Source organism: Bradyrhizobium sp. AUGA SZCCT0182, from assembly GCF_018130185.1.
Lineage (GTDB): Bacteria > Pseudomonadota > Alphaproteobacteria > Rhizobiales > Xanthobacteraceae > Bradyrhizobium.
Map to the genome: position 1 here is coordinate 129,291 of NZ_JAFCLY010000010.1, position 13,472 is coordinate 142,762.

The 13,472-nt window shown below is 61.9% G+C and carries 17 protein-coding genes; 11 read left to right on the top strand and 6 right to left on the bottom strand.

Translation table 11 applies throughout. The features are described from left to right. Positions 1-89: 89 nt before the first annotated feature. Genes JQ611_RS13760 through JQ611_RS13780 form a run of 5 tightly spaced genes read left to right on the top strand, consistent with a single transcriptional unit; the run spans position 90 to position 4,534 of the window. Complete coding sequence (locus JQ611_RS13760; protein ID WP_212465737.1) at positions 90-1,271, top strand: ABC transporter substrate-binding protein; 1,182 nt, start codon at positions 90-92, stop codon at positions 1,269-1,271. 17 nt (positions 1,272-1,288) lie between these two features. Next, positions 1,289-2,260: a YVTN family beta-propeller repeat protein gene (locus JQ611_RS13765; protein WP_409411270.1), complete on the top strand. Its 972-nt coding sequence runs from the start codon at positions 1,289-1,291 to the stop codon at positions 2,258-2,260. After that, complete coding sequence (locus JQ611_RS13770; RefSeq protein ID WP_212465739.1) at positions 2,257-3,078, top strand: ABC transporter ATP-binding protein; 822 nt, start codon at positions 2,257-2,259, stop codon at positions 3,076-3,078. Before JQ611_RS13765 ends, JQ611_RS13770 begins: the two co-directional genes overlap by 4 nt. After that, positions 3,075-3,923, top strand: a complete 849-nt coding sequence (locus tag JQ611_RS13775; RefSeq protein WP_212263397.1) for an ABC transporter permease — start codon at positions 3,075-3,077, stop codon at positions 3,921-3,923. The genes JQ611_RS13770 and JQ611_RS13775 overlap by 4 nt, the downstream gene beginning before the upstream one ends. After that, a complete protein-coding gene (locus tag JQ611_RS13780; RefSeq protein WP_212263396.1) occupies positions 3,920-4,534 on the top strand; it encodes a hypothetical protein in 615 nt (204 codons plus the stop codon). The genes JQ611_RS13775 and JQ611_RS13780 overlap by 4 nt, the downstream gene beginning before the upstream one ends. A gap of 60 nt (positions 4,535-4,594) precedes the next feature. On the opposite strand, the gene JQ611_RS13785 is transcribed toward JQ611_RS13780, so the two are convergent. After that, a complete protein-coding gene (locus JQ611_RS13785; protein WP_212465740.1) occupies positions 4,595-5,164 on the bottom strand; it encodes a PQQ-dependent catabolism-associated CXXCW motif protein in 570 nt (189 codons plus the stop codon). Then, on the bottom strand, positions 5,161-6,045 hold the full coding sequence (locus JQ611_RS13790; RefSeq protein ID WP_212263394.1) for a substrate-binding domain-containing protein: 885 nt from the start codon (positions 6,043-6,045) through the stop codon (positions 5,161-5,163). The genes JQ611_RS13785 and JQ611_RS13790 overlap by 4 nt, the downstream gene beginning before the upstream one ends. A 161-nt stretch (positions 6,046-6,206) precedes the next feature. Between JQ611_RS13790 and JQ611_RS13795 the strand changes: the two genes are divergently transcribed. Then, positions 6,207-7,133, top strand: a complete 927-nt coding sequence (locus tag JQ611_RS13795; protein ID WP_212465741.1) for a quinoprotein relay system zinc metallohydrolase 2 — start codon at positions 6,207-6,209, stop codon at positions 7,131-7,133. Between the two features lie 58 nt (positions 7,134-7,191). After that, complete coding sequence (locus tag JQ611_RS13800) at positions 7,192-8,037, top strand: quinoprotein dehydrogenase-associated SoxYZ-like carrier (RefSeq protein ID WP_212263392.1); 846 nt, start codon at positions 7,192-7,194, stop codon at positions 8,035-8,037. Positions 8,038-8,097: 60 nt separating this feature from the next. Here JQ611_RS13800 and JQ611_RS13805 read toward each other — a convergent pair whose 3' ends face one another. Continuing rightward, entirely contained in the window at positions 8,098-8,457 is a 360-nt protein-coding gene (locus tag JQ611_RS13805) for a hypothetical protein (RefSeq protein WP_212263391.1), read from the bottom strand. Positions 8,458-8,553: 96 nt separating this feature from the next. Here JQ611_RS13805 and JQ611_RS13810 point away from each other — a divergent pair, with 96 nt between their 5' ends. The 4 genes from JQ611_RS13810 (at position 8,554) to JQ611_RS13825 (ending at position 11,439) form a co-directional block, all read left to right on the top strand. Then, positions 8,554-9,516, top strand: a complete 963-nt coding sequence (locus JQ611_RS13810; protein WP_409411271.1) for an ABC transporter substrate-binding protein — start codon at positions 8,554-8,556, stop codon at positions 9,514-9,516. 1 nt (position 9,517) lies between these two features. Next, on the top strand, positions 9,518-10,255 hold the full coding sequence (locus tag JQ611_RS13815; protein WP_212263389.1) for an ABC transporter permease subunit: 738 nt from the start codon (positions 9,518-9,520) through the stop codon (positions 10,253-10,255). Continuing rightward, on the top strand, positions 10,245-10,970 hold the full coding sequence (locus tag JQ611_RS13820) for an ABC transporter ATP-binding protein (protein ID WP_212263388.1): 726 nt from the start codon (positions 10,245-10,247) through the stop codon (positions 10,968-10,970). Before JQ611_RS13815 ends, JQ611_RS13820 begins: the two co-directional genes overlap by 11 nt. A 118-nt stretch (positions 10,971-11,088) precedes the next feature. Beyond that, positions 11,089-11,439, top strand: coding sequence for a hypothetical protein (locus tag JQ611_RS13825; protein ID WP_212263387.1), 351 nt, complete (start codon positions 11,089-11,091; stop codon positions 11,437-11,439). Between the two features lie 27 nt (positions 11,440-11,466). Here JQ611_RS13825 and JQ611_RS13830 read toward each other — a convergent pair whose 3' ends face one another. From JQ611_RS13830 to pqqA, 3 genes are all read right to left on the bottom strand, one after another. Then, complete coding sequence (locus JQ611_RS13830; protein ID WP_212032699.1) at positions 11,467-11,703, bottom strand: hypothetical protein; 237 nt, start codon at positions 11,701-11,703, stop codon at positions 11,467-11,469. A gap of 122 nt (positions 11,704-11,825) precedes the next feature. Further along, a complete protein-coding gene (locus JQ611_RS13835) occupies positions 11,826-12,644 on the bottom strand; it encodes a hypothetical protein (RefSeq protein WP_212465742.1) in 819 nt (272 codons plus the stop codon). Between the two features lie 409 nt (positions 12,645-13,053). Then, complete coding sequence (gene pqqA, locus JQ611_RS13840) at positions 13,054-13,134, bottom strand: pyrroloquinoline quinone precursor peptide PqqA (protein WP_192736930.1); 81 nt, start codon at positions 13,132-13,134, stop codon at positions 13,054-13,056. Positions 13,135-13,472 lie beyond the last annotated feature (338 nt).

The following is a 13,472-nucleotide window of genomic DNA, read 5'->3' on the forward strand; positions in this document are numbered from 1 at the left end:
AATTCAGTCAAGTTTCAAGTCGCGTGTGCTTGCGAGACAAGTATCCCTCCATCGTCGTCAAGTCGAGGAGGAGGATTCAGGGAGCGTCCATGATCCGATGGCTGATCGGCGCAATCGGACTAAGCATCGTGGCCAGTTCCGCGTTCGCGGCCGACCCGATCGACATCCGCGTCGGCTATCTCGGTCAGGCCGGCATCAAATCGAAACTGTCCCTTGTCGAGCAACCGTCGGAAAATGACGGCATCGCCGGTGCGCGTCTGGCGATCGAGGACAACAACACCACAGGCAAATTCCTCAATCAGCGTTTCTTCCTGGAAGAGATGCGATTGAAGGAAGGCGAAGATGTCGCCGAGGCGGCGACGGCCCTCGCCGACCGCAATGGCATCATCATCGCCGATCTGCCCGCCGACGGGCTGTTAAAGGCGGCCGATGCACTGCGCGATCGCAAAACCGTGCTGTTGAACAGTGGTGCGATCGACGACCGGCTGCGCGAGCAGGATTGCCGCGCCAACGTGATCCATGTTGCCCCGACCCGCTCGATGCTCGCTGACGCGCTGGCGCAGTATCTGGTGTGGAAGCAGTGGAAGCGCTGGCTGCTGGTGGTGGGCTCACACGAGCCCGACAAGCTTTACGCCGATGCGCTGCGGCGCGCGGCGACCCGCTTCGGCGCCAAGATCGTTCAGGAAAAGGTCTTCGAGGATACCGGCGGCGCGCGCCGCACCGACAGCGGTGTAACCCTGATCCAGCGTCAAATGCCGGTGTTTACGCAAGCTGCGCCGGCCTATGACGTCCTCGTCGCGGCGGACGAAAGCGAAGTGTTCGCATCCTATCTGCCCTACCGGACCTGGGACCCGCGTCCGATCGCCGGCTCGGCCGGCCTTGTGCCGACGAGCTGGGACGCGGCGCACGACCAGTGGGGCGCGATCCAGATCCAGAACCGCTTCGTCAAACTGAATTCGCGGCGCATGACGGCGCGGGACATGCAGGCCTGGACCGCCGCGCGCATGATCGGCGAAGCGACATCGCGCACCAACTCCGGCGACCCGAAATCGGTGTTTGATTTTCTCAAGCGACCGGATTTTTCGGTTGCGGCGTTCAAGGGACAACGGCTGACGCTGCGGGACTGGAACCTGCAACTACGCCAGCCGATCCTGCTGGTCGACGGCCGCATGATCGTCTCGGTTTCGCCGCAGGAGGGTTTCTTGCATCAGTACTCCGAACTCGACACACTCGGCGTCGACCGGCCCGAAACCAAATGCAAACTGAACTGAAAACGGAGGAATGGCGGATGTGGCGTCGGTGTCTGCTTTCCGGAATGGCAGTGTGGCTCGCGGCCACCAGCCCCGCTTTGGCCTTCGTCGCCTATGTATCGAATGAGAAAAGCAACACCGTATCGGTGATCGATACCGACAAATGGGCCGTCACCCATACCATCAAGGTCGGTCAGCGCCCGCGCGGTATCGAATTCACCAAGAACGGCAAATTCGTGATGGTCGCGGTCGGCGATGACGACAAGATCGAAGTGATCGATACCGCGACCCATCAGGTGGTGGACAGCCTGCCCTCCGGTCCCGATCCGGAACTGTTCACCCAGGATGCCGCCGGCAAACTCCTCTATGTCGCCAACGAGAACGACAACACGGTGACCATCATCGACCTGGAAAAGCGCGTCCGCCTCGGTGACATCCAGGTCGGCGTCGAGCCCGAAGGCATGGCCCTCAGCCCGGACGGCAAGATCCTGATCAATACGTCAGAAACCACCAACATGGCGCATTTCATCGACACCGCGACGCGCGAGATCGTCGCCAATGTGCTGGTCGATGCGCGGCCGCGCTATGCCGAATTCAAGCGCGACAGCTCCGAATTGTGGGTGTCGTCCGAGATCGGCGGCACCGTTTCCATCCTCGACCCCGCCAAGCGCACCATCACCGGCAAGATCGAGTTCAACATTCCCGGCCTGCGGCGCGAGGCGATCCAGCCGGTCGGCATCGGCATCACCAAGGACGGCAAGACCGCCTTCATTGCGCTCGGCCCCGCCAACCGCGTTGCCGTCGTCGACGCCACCACGCACAAGGTCACGAAATATCTTCTGGTCGGCCAACGGGTCTGGCACATGGCCTTTACCCCGGACGAAAAATATCTGCTGGTGACCAACGGCGTTTCCAACGACGTCTCTGTCATCGACGTGTCGGCGCAAAAGGTGATCAAGACAATCCAGGTCGGCGAGCTGCCCTGGGGGATTACGTTTGCTCAGCCATGACAGCAATCGACGCACACAGCACAGGACCCGTCTTGCCGGCCCCCCGTCCCCGGGACGATCCAGCGGCTACTCCCGCATTGTCGATCGAAGGCATCAGCCATTCTTACGGCACAAGGCGCGCTTTGATCGACGTCAGCTTCGCGGTTGCACCGGCAAGCTTCACGGCGCTGCTTGGCCTCAATGGCGCCGGCAAGAGCACGTTGTTCGCGCTGATCACGCGGCTGTTCGGAACTCAGGCTGGACGCATCGGCATTTTCGGCCACGACATCAGCCTTGCGCCAGGCGAGGCGCTGCGGCTGCTCGGCGTGGTATTCCAGTCACGGACGCTCGATCTCGATCTCTCGGTGACGCAAAACCTGCTCTATCACGCCGCCCTGCATGGCATCGCCAAGCGCGAGGCACGGCTGCGCAGCGACGAAGTGCTGACGCGCATCGGACTTGCGGACCGCGCCGGCAGCAAGGTTCGCGACCTCTCGGGCGGCCAGATGCGGCGGCTGGAAATCGCGCGCGCCTTGCTGCATCGTCCGCGCTTGCTGTTGCTTGACGAGGCGACCGTCGGGCTCGACGTCAAGGCGCGCGCCGACATTCTCGGCCACGTCCGGCAGCTCGTTATCGAGCAGGATATCGGCGTGTTATGGGCCACCCATCTGTTCGACGAGATCGTGCCCGGCGACGACCTCGTGGTCCTGCATCAAGGCCGGGTCCTTGCGCATGGCCCGGTCGAGAATATCATCGCCGACGCCGGAGCCCGTGACATCAATTCCGCATTCATGCGCTTGACCGGCGCTGCGGTGGATTCCGGGAGCCCCGCGTCATGAGCTCCACGACCGTCAGCCGACACCACAGCGGCTTCTCGCTCGCGCAATATGTCACCTGCCTGAACGGCATCGTGTGGCGCGAGGCGCTGCGCTTCGTGCACCAGCGCGAACGTTTCGTTTCGGCGCTGGTCAGGCCGCTGGTGTGGCTGTTCATCTTCGCCGCCGGCTTTCGTCAGGTCCTCGGCATCTCCATCATCCCGCCATACGAAACCTACATTCTCTATGAGGTCTATATCGCGCCGGGATTGATGGCGATGATCCAGCTCTTCAACGGCATGCAGTCGTCGCTCTCGATGGTCTACGACCGCGAGATGGGCAATATGCGCACTCTCCTGGTGAGCCCGTTGCCGCGCTGGTATCTCTTGTTCTGCAAATTGGTTGCGGGAACCGCGGTCTCATTGCTCCAGGTCTACGCCTTCCTCCTGATCGCGTGGTTCTGGGATATCGCGCCGCCGCCGATCGGCTATCTCACGGTGCTGCCGGCGCTGATCGTTTCGGGCTTGATGCTCGGCGCGCTCGGCATGCTGATCTCCTCCGGCATCAAGCAGCTCGAGAACTTTGCCGGTGTGATGAACTTCGTGATTTTTCCGATGTTCTTCGCTTCGTCCGCGCTCTACCCGCTGTGGCGGGTGCAGGAGGGAAGCCCCTTGCTCTACTATGTCTGCCTGTTCAATCCATTTACCCATGCCGTCGAACTGATACGCTTTGCGCTGTATGGGCAGATGAACTGGATTTCACTGGCCGTCGTGGTTTGCTGCACAACGGCTTTCATGATCGGTGCGATATACGCCTATGACCCATCGCGCGGCCTGGTTCGCCGCGGGCCCGCCGGAGGCGAAGCATGAGATGGCAGATCGCAATCGGGACGCTCTTCCTTGTCGCAGCATCGACCAAGGCCGGCTTGGCCGCCGATCCGCGCTATCCGGACTGGCCGTGCACCCAGGCCAAAGTCCCGGAAATCTCGCTCACCGCGGTGTGGGCCGGTCCGCCACTCGACGACGTCAAGGACAAATGGAAGGACGATGCCAAGGTGAGCCCGCTGGTGTCGAGGCTGGCCGCAAGACGGACTTCCCTTGACGACGCCCAGAAACTGATCACGGAATTTCTTGGCAGCCCGGCGACCGACAAGGCCACGACAGGCAAGCTGCTGTTCGCCGGCCTGTTCGACAGCCTCAACGCGCAGCGCGCGTCGGTCATGAACGGATTGGAACGGATCACCCGCAAGCAGCGCGAGGCCGCCGACAAGATCCGGTCCGACGTGTCCGCCCTGCATGCCCTGCAGGGTGCGTCCCCGCCCGATCAGCCCAAGATCGACGAACTCAGCAATCAAATGGTCTGGCAAACCCGGATCTTTGAGGACCGGCAGCGCGTGGTCAAATTCGTCTGCGAGGTGCCCACCGCGATCGACCAGCGGTTGTTCGCGCTCGGCCGCATGATTCAGCAGGAGATCGAGTAACGAACGCGCCGCCCATTCTACTTTGCATGGGGTTGTTTTCGCAATTTTGCGTCAGGCCCTTCATCTGCCCCCTTCCTCATCGGTTCTGGGCTCAGGCGTCGCTTCGGCGACCGGCAGGCTGGCGCGCTCCCAACCTTCGGTTCCGTCCGGGTACCAGGCCACATTGGGATAGCCGTAGGACAGGACCCGCTTCGCCGCGTTCCACGACATCCAGCAATTCTCCTGACAGTAGATCACATGCAACGCGGCCTTGTTGCCATGAGACACCCGCTCTAGCCCGCGCCGCAGATAGGCCTCGGTTGGCTCTGCCAGTTTGCCGTACCCCGTATCGGGCAACCAGATGCTGCCGGGGATGTTGAGCCGCGGCTTGTCACGCCAGACCGTGCCGGCGGGAAGATTTGGCGGCTTCGGCGCACGCGGCAGCACGTCGATAAAAACACCGCTGCCGGCGCGCCAGATCGCTTCGGCCTCTGCCGTCGTAAGGACGCGTACGCCGGCGAGGGTCGCAGGAACAGCCGCGCGATAATTATCCGTGCGATATCCGTCCGGCTCCGGCACATTCTGCTGCGCGAGAACGTTGGCTGCGAGGACAAAGGTCGCAACGACCGCGCACGCCAGCGTTCGTATCACGGCGACTTCTTCGCCGTCTCTGCGCCGATCGGCCGGTCATTCTCGTCGAGCAAGGGAACGCCGAAGTCGAGCAGTATCCTGTTGATGGCCGGCTGGTTCTCCTGGATCAGACGGTTGAGCATCCGCTTCCAGTTCTGGTCGGCCGGCCGGACGCCCATGCCGATGCGATAGACGAGCCGAGGCCCCGTGGTTTCCTTGACGAGCGGCGTGACGTGAAGCGGCGGATTTGCCTTCCCGGCGTAAAAGCCGGCGAGCGGTCCCCACAGAATGGCGGCGTCGATCTTTCCCGACGTCAGATCCTTGATCATGACTTCTGCCGATGAATCGATCCGCGTATCGACCATCAGTGGATAGGACTTGGCTTCCGCCATCAAACCATTTGCTGTCATGTTGGTGGCGGGCGGCGTGCCGGCAACAATGCCGATATGCTTGCCCTTGAGGCGCGCGTCACCCAGTGTCGCGACCTCGTCAAGGCCGCTGCCCTGCCTGACCACCAGCGCGTAAGCGGTCCGATAGTAGGGATTGGTGCCTTGCACCAGGTCGTCGCCTTGCGGGTAGCCCATGATGACGTCGCAACGATGTGCGGCGAGCGTCATCCGGACAAAGCCGGCCGCTTGCGGATAGTACGCATAGTCCAGCTTTTTCTGCAGCTTTTCGGCGAACAGCTCACCGAGCTTGTTTTCGATTCCCTCGCCCTTGTCGTTCGAGAACGGCAAATTGCGCGGGTCAGCGCAAACCCTCAGCACCTTGGGATCGATGAGCTCGATGGACAGGTCGGTGCTGTCGTTGGTCTGGGCGCCGGCGATATCGCGACCGGCGAATATTGCTGTGATCGCGAGAAGCGAGACCAGCAAGCGGCGGCGTTGTCCCCAATCTGTCATCATGCATTCCCTTCTTGATCGAACGCCCGCTATCCATCAATTGCTCAGCGTGCCAGAGCGTGCAACAGGAATATCCCCGTGCTGGATTTGTGTTGCATGCTGCGACGCAAACCAGCTCGACGAAACCCGAGATCGCTTCCGGACGAGACTGAGGCAGAAACATGGCTCATGGCGCTTCGGTTCTTGCCCTACTCGTGGTTTTCGCGACGTCGACCCTAGCGCAGGCCCAGCAGCAAGAATTGCCTGTGAGCGAAGTCGCCCCCGGAATATTCGCGCACCAGGGCCTGACCGCGCTGATGACGGGCGAGAACGACGGCGCGACCGCGAACATAGGATTCATCATCGGCGAGAGCGCGGTGGCAGTGATCGACACCGGGGGAAGCGTTCGCGAGGGCCAGCGGCTGCTTGCGGCGATCCGTGCGCGAACCGACAGACCGATCCGCTACGTCATCTACACCCACGGCCATCCGGACCATGTCTTTGGCGGCGCCGCATTCGCTGGCGATGGAACCGAGTTCGTCGGTCATCGGAACCTGCCGCGGGCGCTGGCGGCGCGCGGACCATTCTATCTCAATGCATTTCGCCGGATCATGGGTGAGAAGTCCCTGGATGGGGTGCGCATGTTACCGCCCACTCTCCTTGTCGACGGCACGGTCAAGCTCGATCTCGGCTCGCGAATCATGACCTTGAAGTCGTGGCCGGCCGCGCACAGCGACAACGACCTCACCGTGTTCGACGAGCAAACCAAAACCCTGTTCGCGGGCGATCTGGTGTTCCTTGGCCACATTCCGGTGCTGGACGGCAGTATTCGCGGATGGCTCGCCGTGACCGACGAACTCGGCACGCTTCCCGCGCAACGCGTGATTCCCGGTCACGGACCTGTGAGCGAATGGCCGGGCGCCCTCGCCGACCAACGCCGTTACCTCGAAACGCTGGCGGCCGATGTCCGCAAGCTGGTCGCCCGTGGCGCTCCGATCACGGTCGCCGCCGACACCGCCGCGGCCAGCGAGCGACCGCGATGGCAACTGTTCGACGACTACAATGCACGCAATGCAACAACCGCATTTTCGGAAATTGAATGGGAATAGCCCGCCCGATGACGTATACTGGCGACGCTACGTTCCATCCCAGCGAAGGGGTGCCGCCATGCCCGGACGTCGTTTCCACCTGCTCTGCATCGCCAGCCTCCTGAGCGTCATGCTCGTCGGCGCGCGCATTGCGCCTGCGGCAACGCCCGAGGCCAACGATCCGTGGCCCGGACTGGTACAGGACATCTTCAACAACCGCCCGATGAACGACGGCGCAGACGTGATCGCCATCGAGATGCCGTACCGCGCCGAGGATGCGGCGATCGTTCCCGTCACCCTGCGCACCAAGCTCCCGCCTAGCGACAGCCGCCGCGTGTTGAGAATCACGCTGGTGATCGACCAGAATCCGGCGCCGATGGCGGCGAAGTTCGAACTGGGTCCGGACGCCAATGTGACGGAAATCTCGACGCGCGTGCGCGTCAACAACTACACCGATGTTCATGCCGTGGCCGAACTGAGCGACGGCAAGCTCTATATGACGAAGACTTATGTGAAGGCTTCCGGCGGCTGCTCCGCACCGGCAACCAAGGTCGCCGACGAAGCCAAGAGCCGCCTGGGGCAGATGCGATACCGGCAATTCGCGCGTGCTGGTCAAGGATCTGGCCAGGGACCCACCAGCGGCACCCGCGAGGCGCAGATCATGATCGGTCATCCCAGCCATTCCGGCCTTCAGATGGATCAGGTGACCCAGCTCTACATCCCGGCCTTCTTCGTCGACCAGTTGCGGCTGTGGCAGGACGATAGTCTGGTGCTGGCGATGGAAGGCGGAATCTCGATCTCGGAAGATCCTAACATCCGCTTTACCTATGTTTCGAACGGCGCGACGCGCTTCCGTGCCGAAGCCAGGGATACCAAAGGCCACGTATTCCAGAAGGAATGGAAGGTCGACGATTCCGGGATCTGACGCAACGCGGCGGGGCAATACCGCCAGCACATCGCGACGACGTCTAGAAACATCGTACTTCTAGAAACATCGCACTTCCGCTTCGGCCTGTGCGCGCCTGAGATCATTGAGCGCGTTCGCCGCCTGCTCTGACGTGCGGAACTGCCCGCCCAGATTGCCCCTGACCTGCGCCATGCTCAGGACGGTTTCAGCCGAGACATAGCGCTCATAGGGTACGATCGACGCGATGATATCGATCGAGCAGGAGCATTGTTCGATCGCCTGCCGCGTCTCGCCATTCGCCTTGAGACAACCAAAGACGTATTCGGCGCGCGCCGACGTCGGATAGTCGTTGATCACTTCGGCCCGCGCCATCGTTGCCATCGCCGTCAACGCTGACAACGCGGCGACAATACGTCGTACCGATCCGACAGCTGACATGATCTTCCTCCCGCTACGAAGCGTGGAAGCTATGCTATGACAGTCCTCAAGAAAAGATGCGCGCGGAAACGGCTCACCATGACAATTTGCATTCGGATGCTGCTGGCTGCGGTTATTTTGGCCGTTGCGCAGGTCGGTACATGCCACAGCGCCGAGACCGTGCGGGTTGCGGTGCAAAAAACCGGAACCTTCGCGTGGGAACTTGCTGTGATCCGCGCCCATGGTCTCGACAAACAGGCCAATCTCTCGGTGGGGGTTGTCGAACTCGCGAGCCCGGAGGCGGGCAAGATCGCGCTTCGCGCCGGCAACGCCGACATCATCGTCTCCGACTGGCTGTGGGTATCGCGCGAACGCACACTTGGCGCCAAGCTGACATTCTATCCCTATTCGAGCGCGCTCGGCGCCGTCATGGTACCGGCCGCGTCGCCGATCCAGACCTTGGCCGACCTCAAGGGCCGCAAGCTCGCCGTTGCCGGCGGCCCGATCGACAAGAACTGGCTGCTGCTGCAAGCGTGGCTGAAACAGGGCGGCATCGACCTGAAGTCGGAGGCGACCATCGCTTACGGCGCGCCGCCGCTGCTGACGGCAAAGACGCTCAGCGGAGAAATGGATGCCACCATGAACTACTGGAATTTCTGCGCCGTGCTGGAAGCGAAAGGCTTCCGCCGCGTCGCCGGCGTTGAGGATCTGCTGCCGAAACTTGGCGCCACCGGCCGCACCGCGATGATCGGCTACGTCTTCGACGAAGCATGGGCGAACGCCAACCAGGACACGGTGGCCCGCTTTATCGCCATGACCCGCATGGCGAAAGAGATCCTGTCGACCTCGGATGCCGAGTGGGAGAAAATTGCGCCGCTGACCGGCGCCCCCGACACCGCAACGCTCCGCGTCTATCGCGATCGCTACCGGGAGGGAATTCCACGTCGCCCGATCGCCGACGAGGAAGCCGACGCGCGCATCCTCTACCGCGTGCTGGCTGGGATCGGTGGCCGCGAACTTGTCGGGGCGGCGCCGGAACTCGCTTCCGGCACATTCTATCACGCGATCCCGGGAGACTGAGGTGCCGCGTCTGTTTTCATTCGCCGTGTTTTTCGCAACCTGGTGGATCGCCTCGCTGCTCGCCGGCGATGCGAAGCTGCCGCCTCCGCCCACCGTGCTCGCGGCTATGCTTGCGGAAGCGAAGTCGGGCGCCTTGTTCCTCAATCTCGGCGTGACATTGGCGCGCGTGGCGCTCGCCTTCACCCTGGCGATGACGCTGGGTGCCGCCATCGGCTACCTGATGGGCCGGGTGCGGCTTGCCGATCGGCTGGGTGACCCCTGGCTGATCCTGCTGCTCAATCTGCCGGCGCTCGTGGTCATCGTGCTCGCCTACATCTGGGCCGGATTGACCGAAGTCGCCGCAATTGCGGCAATTGCCATCAACAAGCTGCCGACCGCCGTCGTTACGCTGCGTGAGGGCGCGCGGGCGCTCGACGCGGCGCTCGACGAAATGGCGACAGTATTTGCGTTGCCGCGCGGAAGGACGTTCCGGCACGTCATCTTGCCGCAACTGGCGCCCTATATCGCAGCCGCTGCGCGATCGGGACTTTCCCTGGTCTGGAAGATCGTCCTTGTTGCGGAGTTGCTTGGACGGCCGAACGGCGTTGGCTTCGAGATTGGCGTGGCGTTCCAATTGTTCGACATCCCGCTTTTGCTGGCCTATTCACTGAGCTTCGCGGCTGTCGTGCTCGTCATCGAAACCGTGTTGGTGCAGCCATTTGAGGCCCGGCTATCCCGGTGGCGCCCCCGTGCGGCTTGAGGTTGATATCGCCAGCAAGAAGTTCAGGAACGCGGCGGGCGAACAGCACGACGTGATCGCCGGCGTGGCCTTTACGCTCGATGCAGGAGAGGTTGGCGTGTTCGTCGGTCCATCCGGCTGCGGCAAGAGCACCATGTTGAGGATTCTCGCCGGCCTTGACCACGACTTTCAAGGGCGCGTCGTGCGTCCCGCCGGCGCACGAATCGGCGTCGTGTTCCAGGAACCCCGGCTGCTGCCATGGCGATCGGTCGAAGAAAACGTGCGGCTTGTCGCACCTCTGGCCGACGAGGCGAAGCTTTCAGCGCTGTTCGAAATTCTGGAATTGGGCGCACATCGCAAGCATTTTCCCGGCGAATTATCACTCGGCCTTGCCCGGCGCGTCGCGCTCGCCCGCGCATTCGCCATCGAGCCGGATTTCCTGATTCTCGACGAACCGCTGGCCTCGCTCGATGACGCGCTCGCCGTCCGTCTGCGCGATCAGATTGCCATGCTGGTCGACGGCCGTTCCGTGATGACGCTGCTGGTGACCCATGACGTGGACGATGCGGCTCGTCTCGGCGACCGCCTGTTCCTGCTGTCGCCGCGACCGGCTCGGGTTGTTGCCGACCTGCCCATCCGCACGCCGCGTCGTGCGCGGGGCGACGCCGAGATCGCTGCGATCAAGTCAGACATCATGCGGCGGATCAACGGCGGTCTCACCGAGCGGGATGCCTGATAACTGCTTGATGTGATTCAGCGAGTTTGAAAGCACCAGAAAATTTCGAGACGGCGAAAAACCGGAAACGTCTGATAAGGTAGGAAGAGCTTGAGGTTTGCCGCGGGAGGATCTGATAATGCGATGGATATTGGCCTTGGTCGTGCTGTTGTTGGCGGGCGCAGGCGAACTCGCCGCGCAGAGCAAGGGCAAGGGCATCCGGCTCTGGAACCTGACCACCTCGACAATATCGGGCTTCCAGCTATCGCCGGCCGGCAAAGACGCCTGGGGACCTAACCTGACCCTGACCGACAAGGACAAGGAGGTCGACCACGACGAACGCCTGCGCATCACGGGCGTGGAGCCCGGACGCTACGATGCCAAGGTGAGCTATCCCGACGCAAGGCAATGTCTGGTGAGAGATATCGAAATCAAGGCGGATGCCGTATTTTCGATTGCCGACAAGGATTTAAAGGACTGCAACAAGTAGACCTTGCGACGCCCTGACAAGATGGCTTCAGCCTGCGGGCGCAGCTTCGCCCTTATCCGCCCGGTCGTTGGGGCGCGGATATTCGCAGCGCCACTTCACCGCGGTCCATTTCGGATGCTCGCCGACCCATTGCGCGATATAGGGCTGCGCAGCCATGACGCATTGCCGCGGGGAAACATCCGAGGAAAACACAAGGTGCCTCTCCTCGCAGGTGGCCGGCGACAGCACGGCACACACTGTCAGTACCAAATCGATCGCATTCATGCCCGAGATCCCAGAGCTAGTGCGTTGAATAGATAACACAAACAGCTACGTAACAGGCAGCGAAAAGTTTCACCACACCGCGAAAACCCGGTACCCGGCGACCTCGTGTTAGCCGCACAGGCTCAAAAGTTAACGCCGAAAATCAGCCGCGCGTGATGGCGTTCGAAGTTGACGAGATCGAGCGCCGCATTCGATCCGGCCGGACGTCCCCATGCCTGAACGCTCCAGGCCGCGGTCAATCGTGAGCGCGGCGACAATTGAAAATAGGCCGTGGGCCCGACAAACAGTGCCTGGCCTGCGAGTTCCTGCAACCCGATCCCTTCATATTGCCGCAGGTAGCGTGCTTCACCGCCGAGAAAGAAACCCGGACGCGTTTGCACCATCAAGGCGAGCGCAGCGCCGATGGTTGATTCCTGGTCTGCGGCTCCGGTGCCGACAACGCGCGTCCATTCCGGCTGGTAGATCAGATTGAGTGCAGCGACGGCGACGTTCGGAACTATCTCGCGGTCGAACGCCAGCGTCAGTCCGCCCCCGTAGCTTCGCACCGCCGCCGCCGTAGTCTCGTCAATGCGGTTGCCGTGGCTCTCTACCGCGACGGTAAAGCCAAATGGGGCCGCGTCCCGATCGAGAAACCGGTAGCGCAGGTCCAAGGACACGCCTTCCCACGACAACTGGCGCCGATCCTCCAAACCTGGAACGCCGCGGATGTAATGGGACGCAAAGCTGGTTCCCAACTCCACCCGAACATTCCTGGCAGGCACGAACTCCAATTCGAATTCCTGCCCGATCGCGCGGTACTTTCCACCATTTTTGGAAAAACGCCCGGTGGTCTCGCTCTGCAGCTCGCGCTCGCCGACACTGCCGATATCCGTGCCGATCATGAAGCCGAACAGATGCTCGGTATCAATCCCCTCCGCGCAAACAGCACCCGGAAGCAGCACGGAGAGACAGACGAATGCCGCCCGGCAGGTGTTGGAACGAATTGGCATCCACGAGCCACAGGAATGAAAACGACGGGAATGAACGAGGCGTCACTGCCGGCACCCTAGCATGGCGCAGATGGCGGCGGCCAAGGAATCGGAAGGCGTAATCCCTGAATTCCGGCCATGGCAGAAGGTGCCGGCGCGAGGACGCCAATAAGGGAAAATGGAATGACAAGCTTCTTCTGCAAGAAGCCTGACGGCGCCGATCAATGCAAAGGGAGTTGGACGCTGCGTGATTTCGCGAGGCGATGTTCTGAAATATTGAGCCGGACTAAATCTCGAGTCGGACTGGATCTTGAACCGGACGCCTGCCGCGGCTCGTAGCAGCAGAGTGCAGCCAGAGCCGGGCAGAACGTTTCGATGCAGTCTATTTGCGCGATGCGCAGGCGTACATGTTGATTTCCATGCCCACCGACACTTCGACGATTTTCGGAGTCTTCCAAGTCATTCGGGGTCCTCCCAACTAGTTTGGCGCGACGTTCACGCCGGGGCAGAACCTAGGGCGGCCCCGGACGCAGCGCAAGTACGGAACATCGACCGCACAACGCTGGATTGCCGCACTTGCGCTCGAAATTTCTCTCTCGGACAAAGTTACTTCCCTCTTGGGCAAATGCGGAACACCGGATCGTCTCGCGGCATGAGCGCAATAGCGCACGGGCCGTGAAAGACCTTGTGCCCAACGGAAGCTTGAATCGACATTTGACGAATTCGGTTTGCCTGCCCATGCGACATGTGGAAGGTTGGCGTTCTCTTGGGTCGAGGTTCTTGGGTCCAGGTTCTTGGGTC

What these genes read in the sequence shown, in the direction of transcription:
- JQ611_RS13760 (WP_212465737.1), top strand. Translation starts at nt 90, where the DNA reads ATGATCCGATGGCTGATCGGCGCAATCGGACTAAGCATCGTGGCCAGT.
- JQ611_RS13765 (WP_409411270.1), top strand. Translation starts at nt 1,289, where the DNA reads ATGTGGCGTCGGTGTCTGCTTTCCGGAATGGCAGTGTGGCTCGCGGCC.
- JQ611_RS13770 (WP_212465739.1), top strand. Translation starts at nt 2,257, where the DNA reads ATGACAGCAATCGACGCACACAGCACAGGACCCGTCTTGCCGGCCCCC.
- JQ611_RS13775 (WP_212263397.1), top strand. Translation starts at nt 3,075, where the DNA reads ATGAGCTCCACGACCGTCAGCCGACACCACAGCGGCTTCTCGCTCGCG.
- JQ611_RS13780 (WP_212263396.1), top strand. Translation starts at nt 3,920, where the DNA reads ATGAGATGGCAGATCGCAATCGGGACGCTCTTCCTTGTCGCAGCATCG.
- JQ611_RS13790 (WP_212263394.1), bottom strand. Translation starts at nt 6,045, where the DNA reads ATGACAGATTGGGGACAACGCCGCCGCTTGCTGGTCTCGCTTCTCGCG.
- JQ611_RS13795 (WP_212465741.1), top strand. Translation starts at nt 6,207, where the DNA reads ATGGCTCATGGCGCTTCGGTTCTTGCCCTACTCGTGGTTTTCGCGACG.
- JQ611_RS13800 (WP_212263392.1), top strand. Translation starts at nt 7,192, where the DNA reads ATGCCCGGACGTCGTTTCCACCTGCTCTGCATCGCCAGCCTCCTGAGC.
- JQ611_RS13805 (WP_212263391.1), bottom strand. Translation starts at nt 8,457, where the DNA reads ATGTCAGCTGTCGGATCGGTACGACGTATTGTCGCCGCGTTGTCAGCG.
- JQ611_RS13810 (WP_409411271.1), top strand. Translation starts at nt 8,554, where the DNA reads ATGCTGCTGGCTGCGGTTATTTTGGCCGTTGCGCAGGTCGGTACATGC.
- JQ611_RS13825 (WP_212263387.1), top strand. Translation starts at nt 11,089, where the DNA reads ATGCGATGGATATTGGCCTTGGTCGTGCTGTTGTTGGCGGGCGCAGGC.
- JQ611_RS13830 (WP_212032699.1), bottom strand. Translation starts at nt 11,703, where the DNA reads ATGAATGCGATCGATTTGGTACTGACAGTGTGTGCCGTGCTGTCGCCG.
- pqqA (WP_192736930.1), bottom strand. Translation starts at nt 13,134, where the DNA reads ATGACTTGGAAGACTCCGAAAATCGTCGAAGTGTCGGTGGGCATGGAA.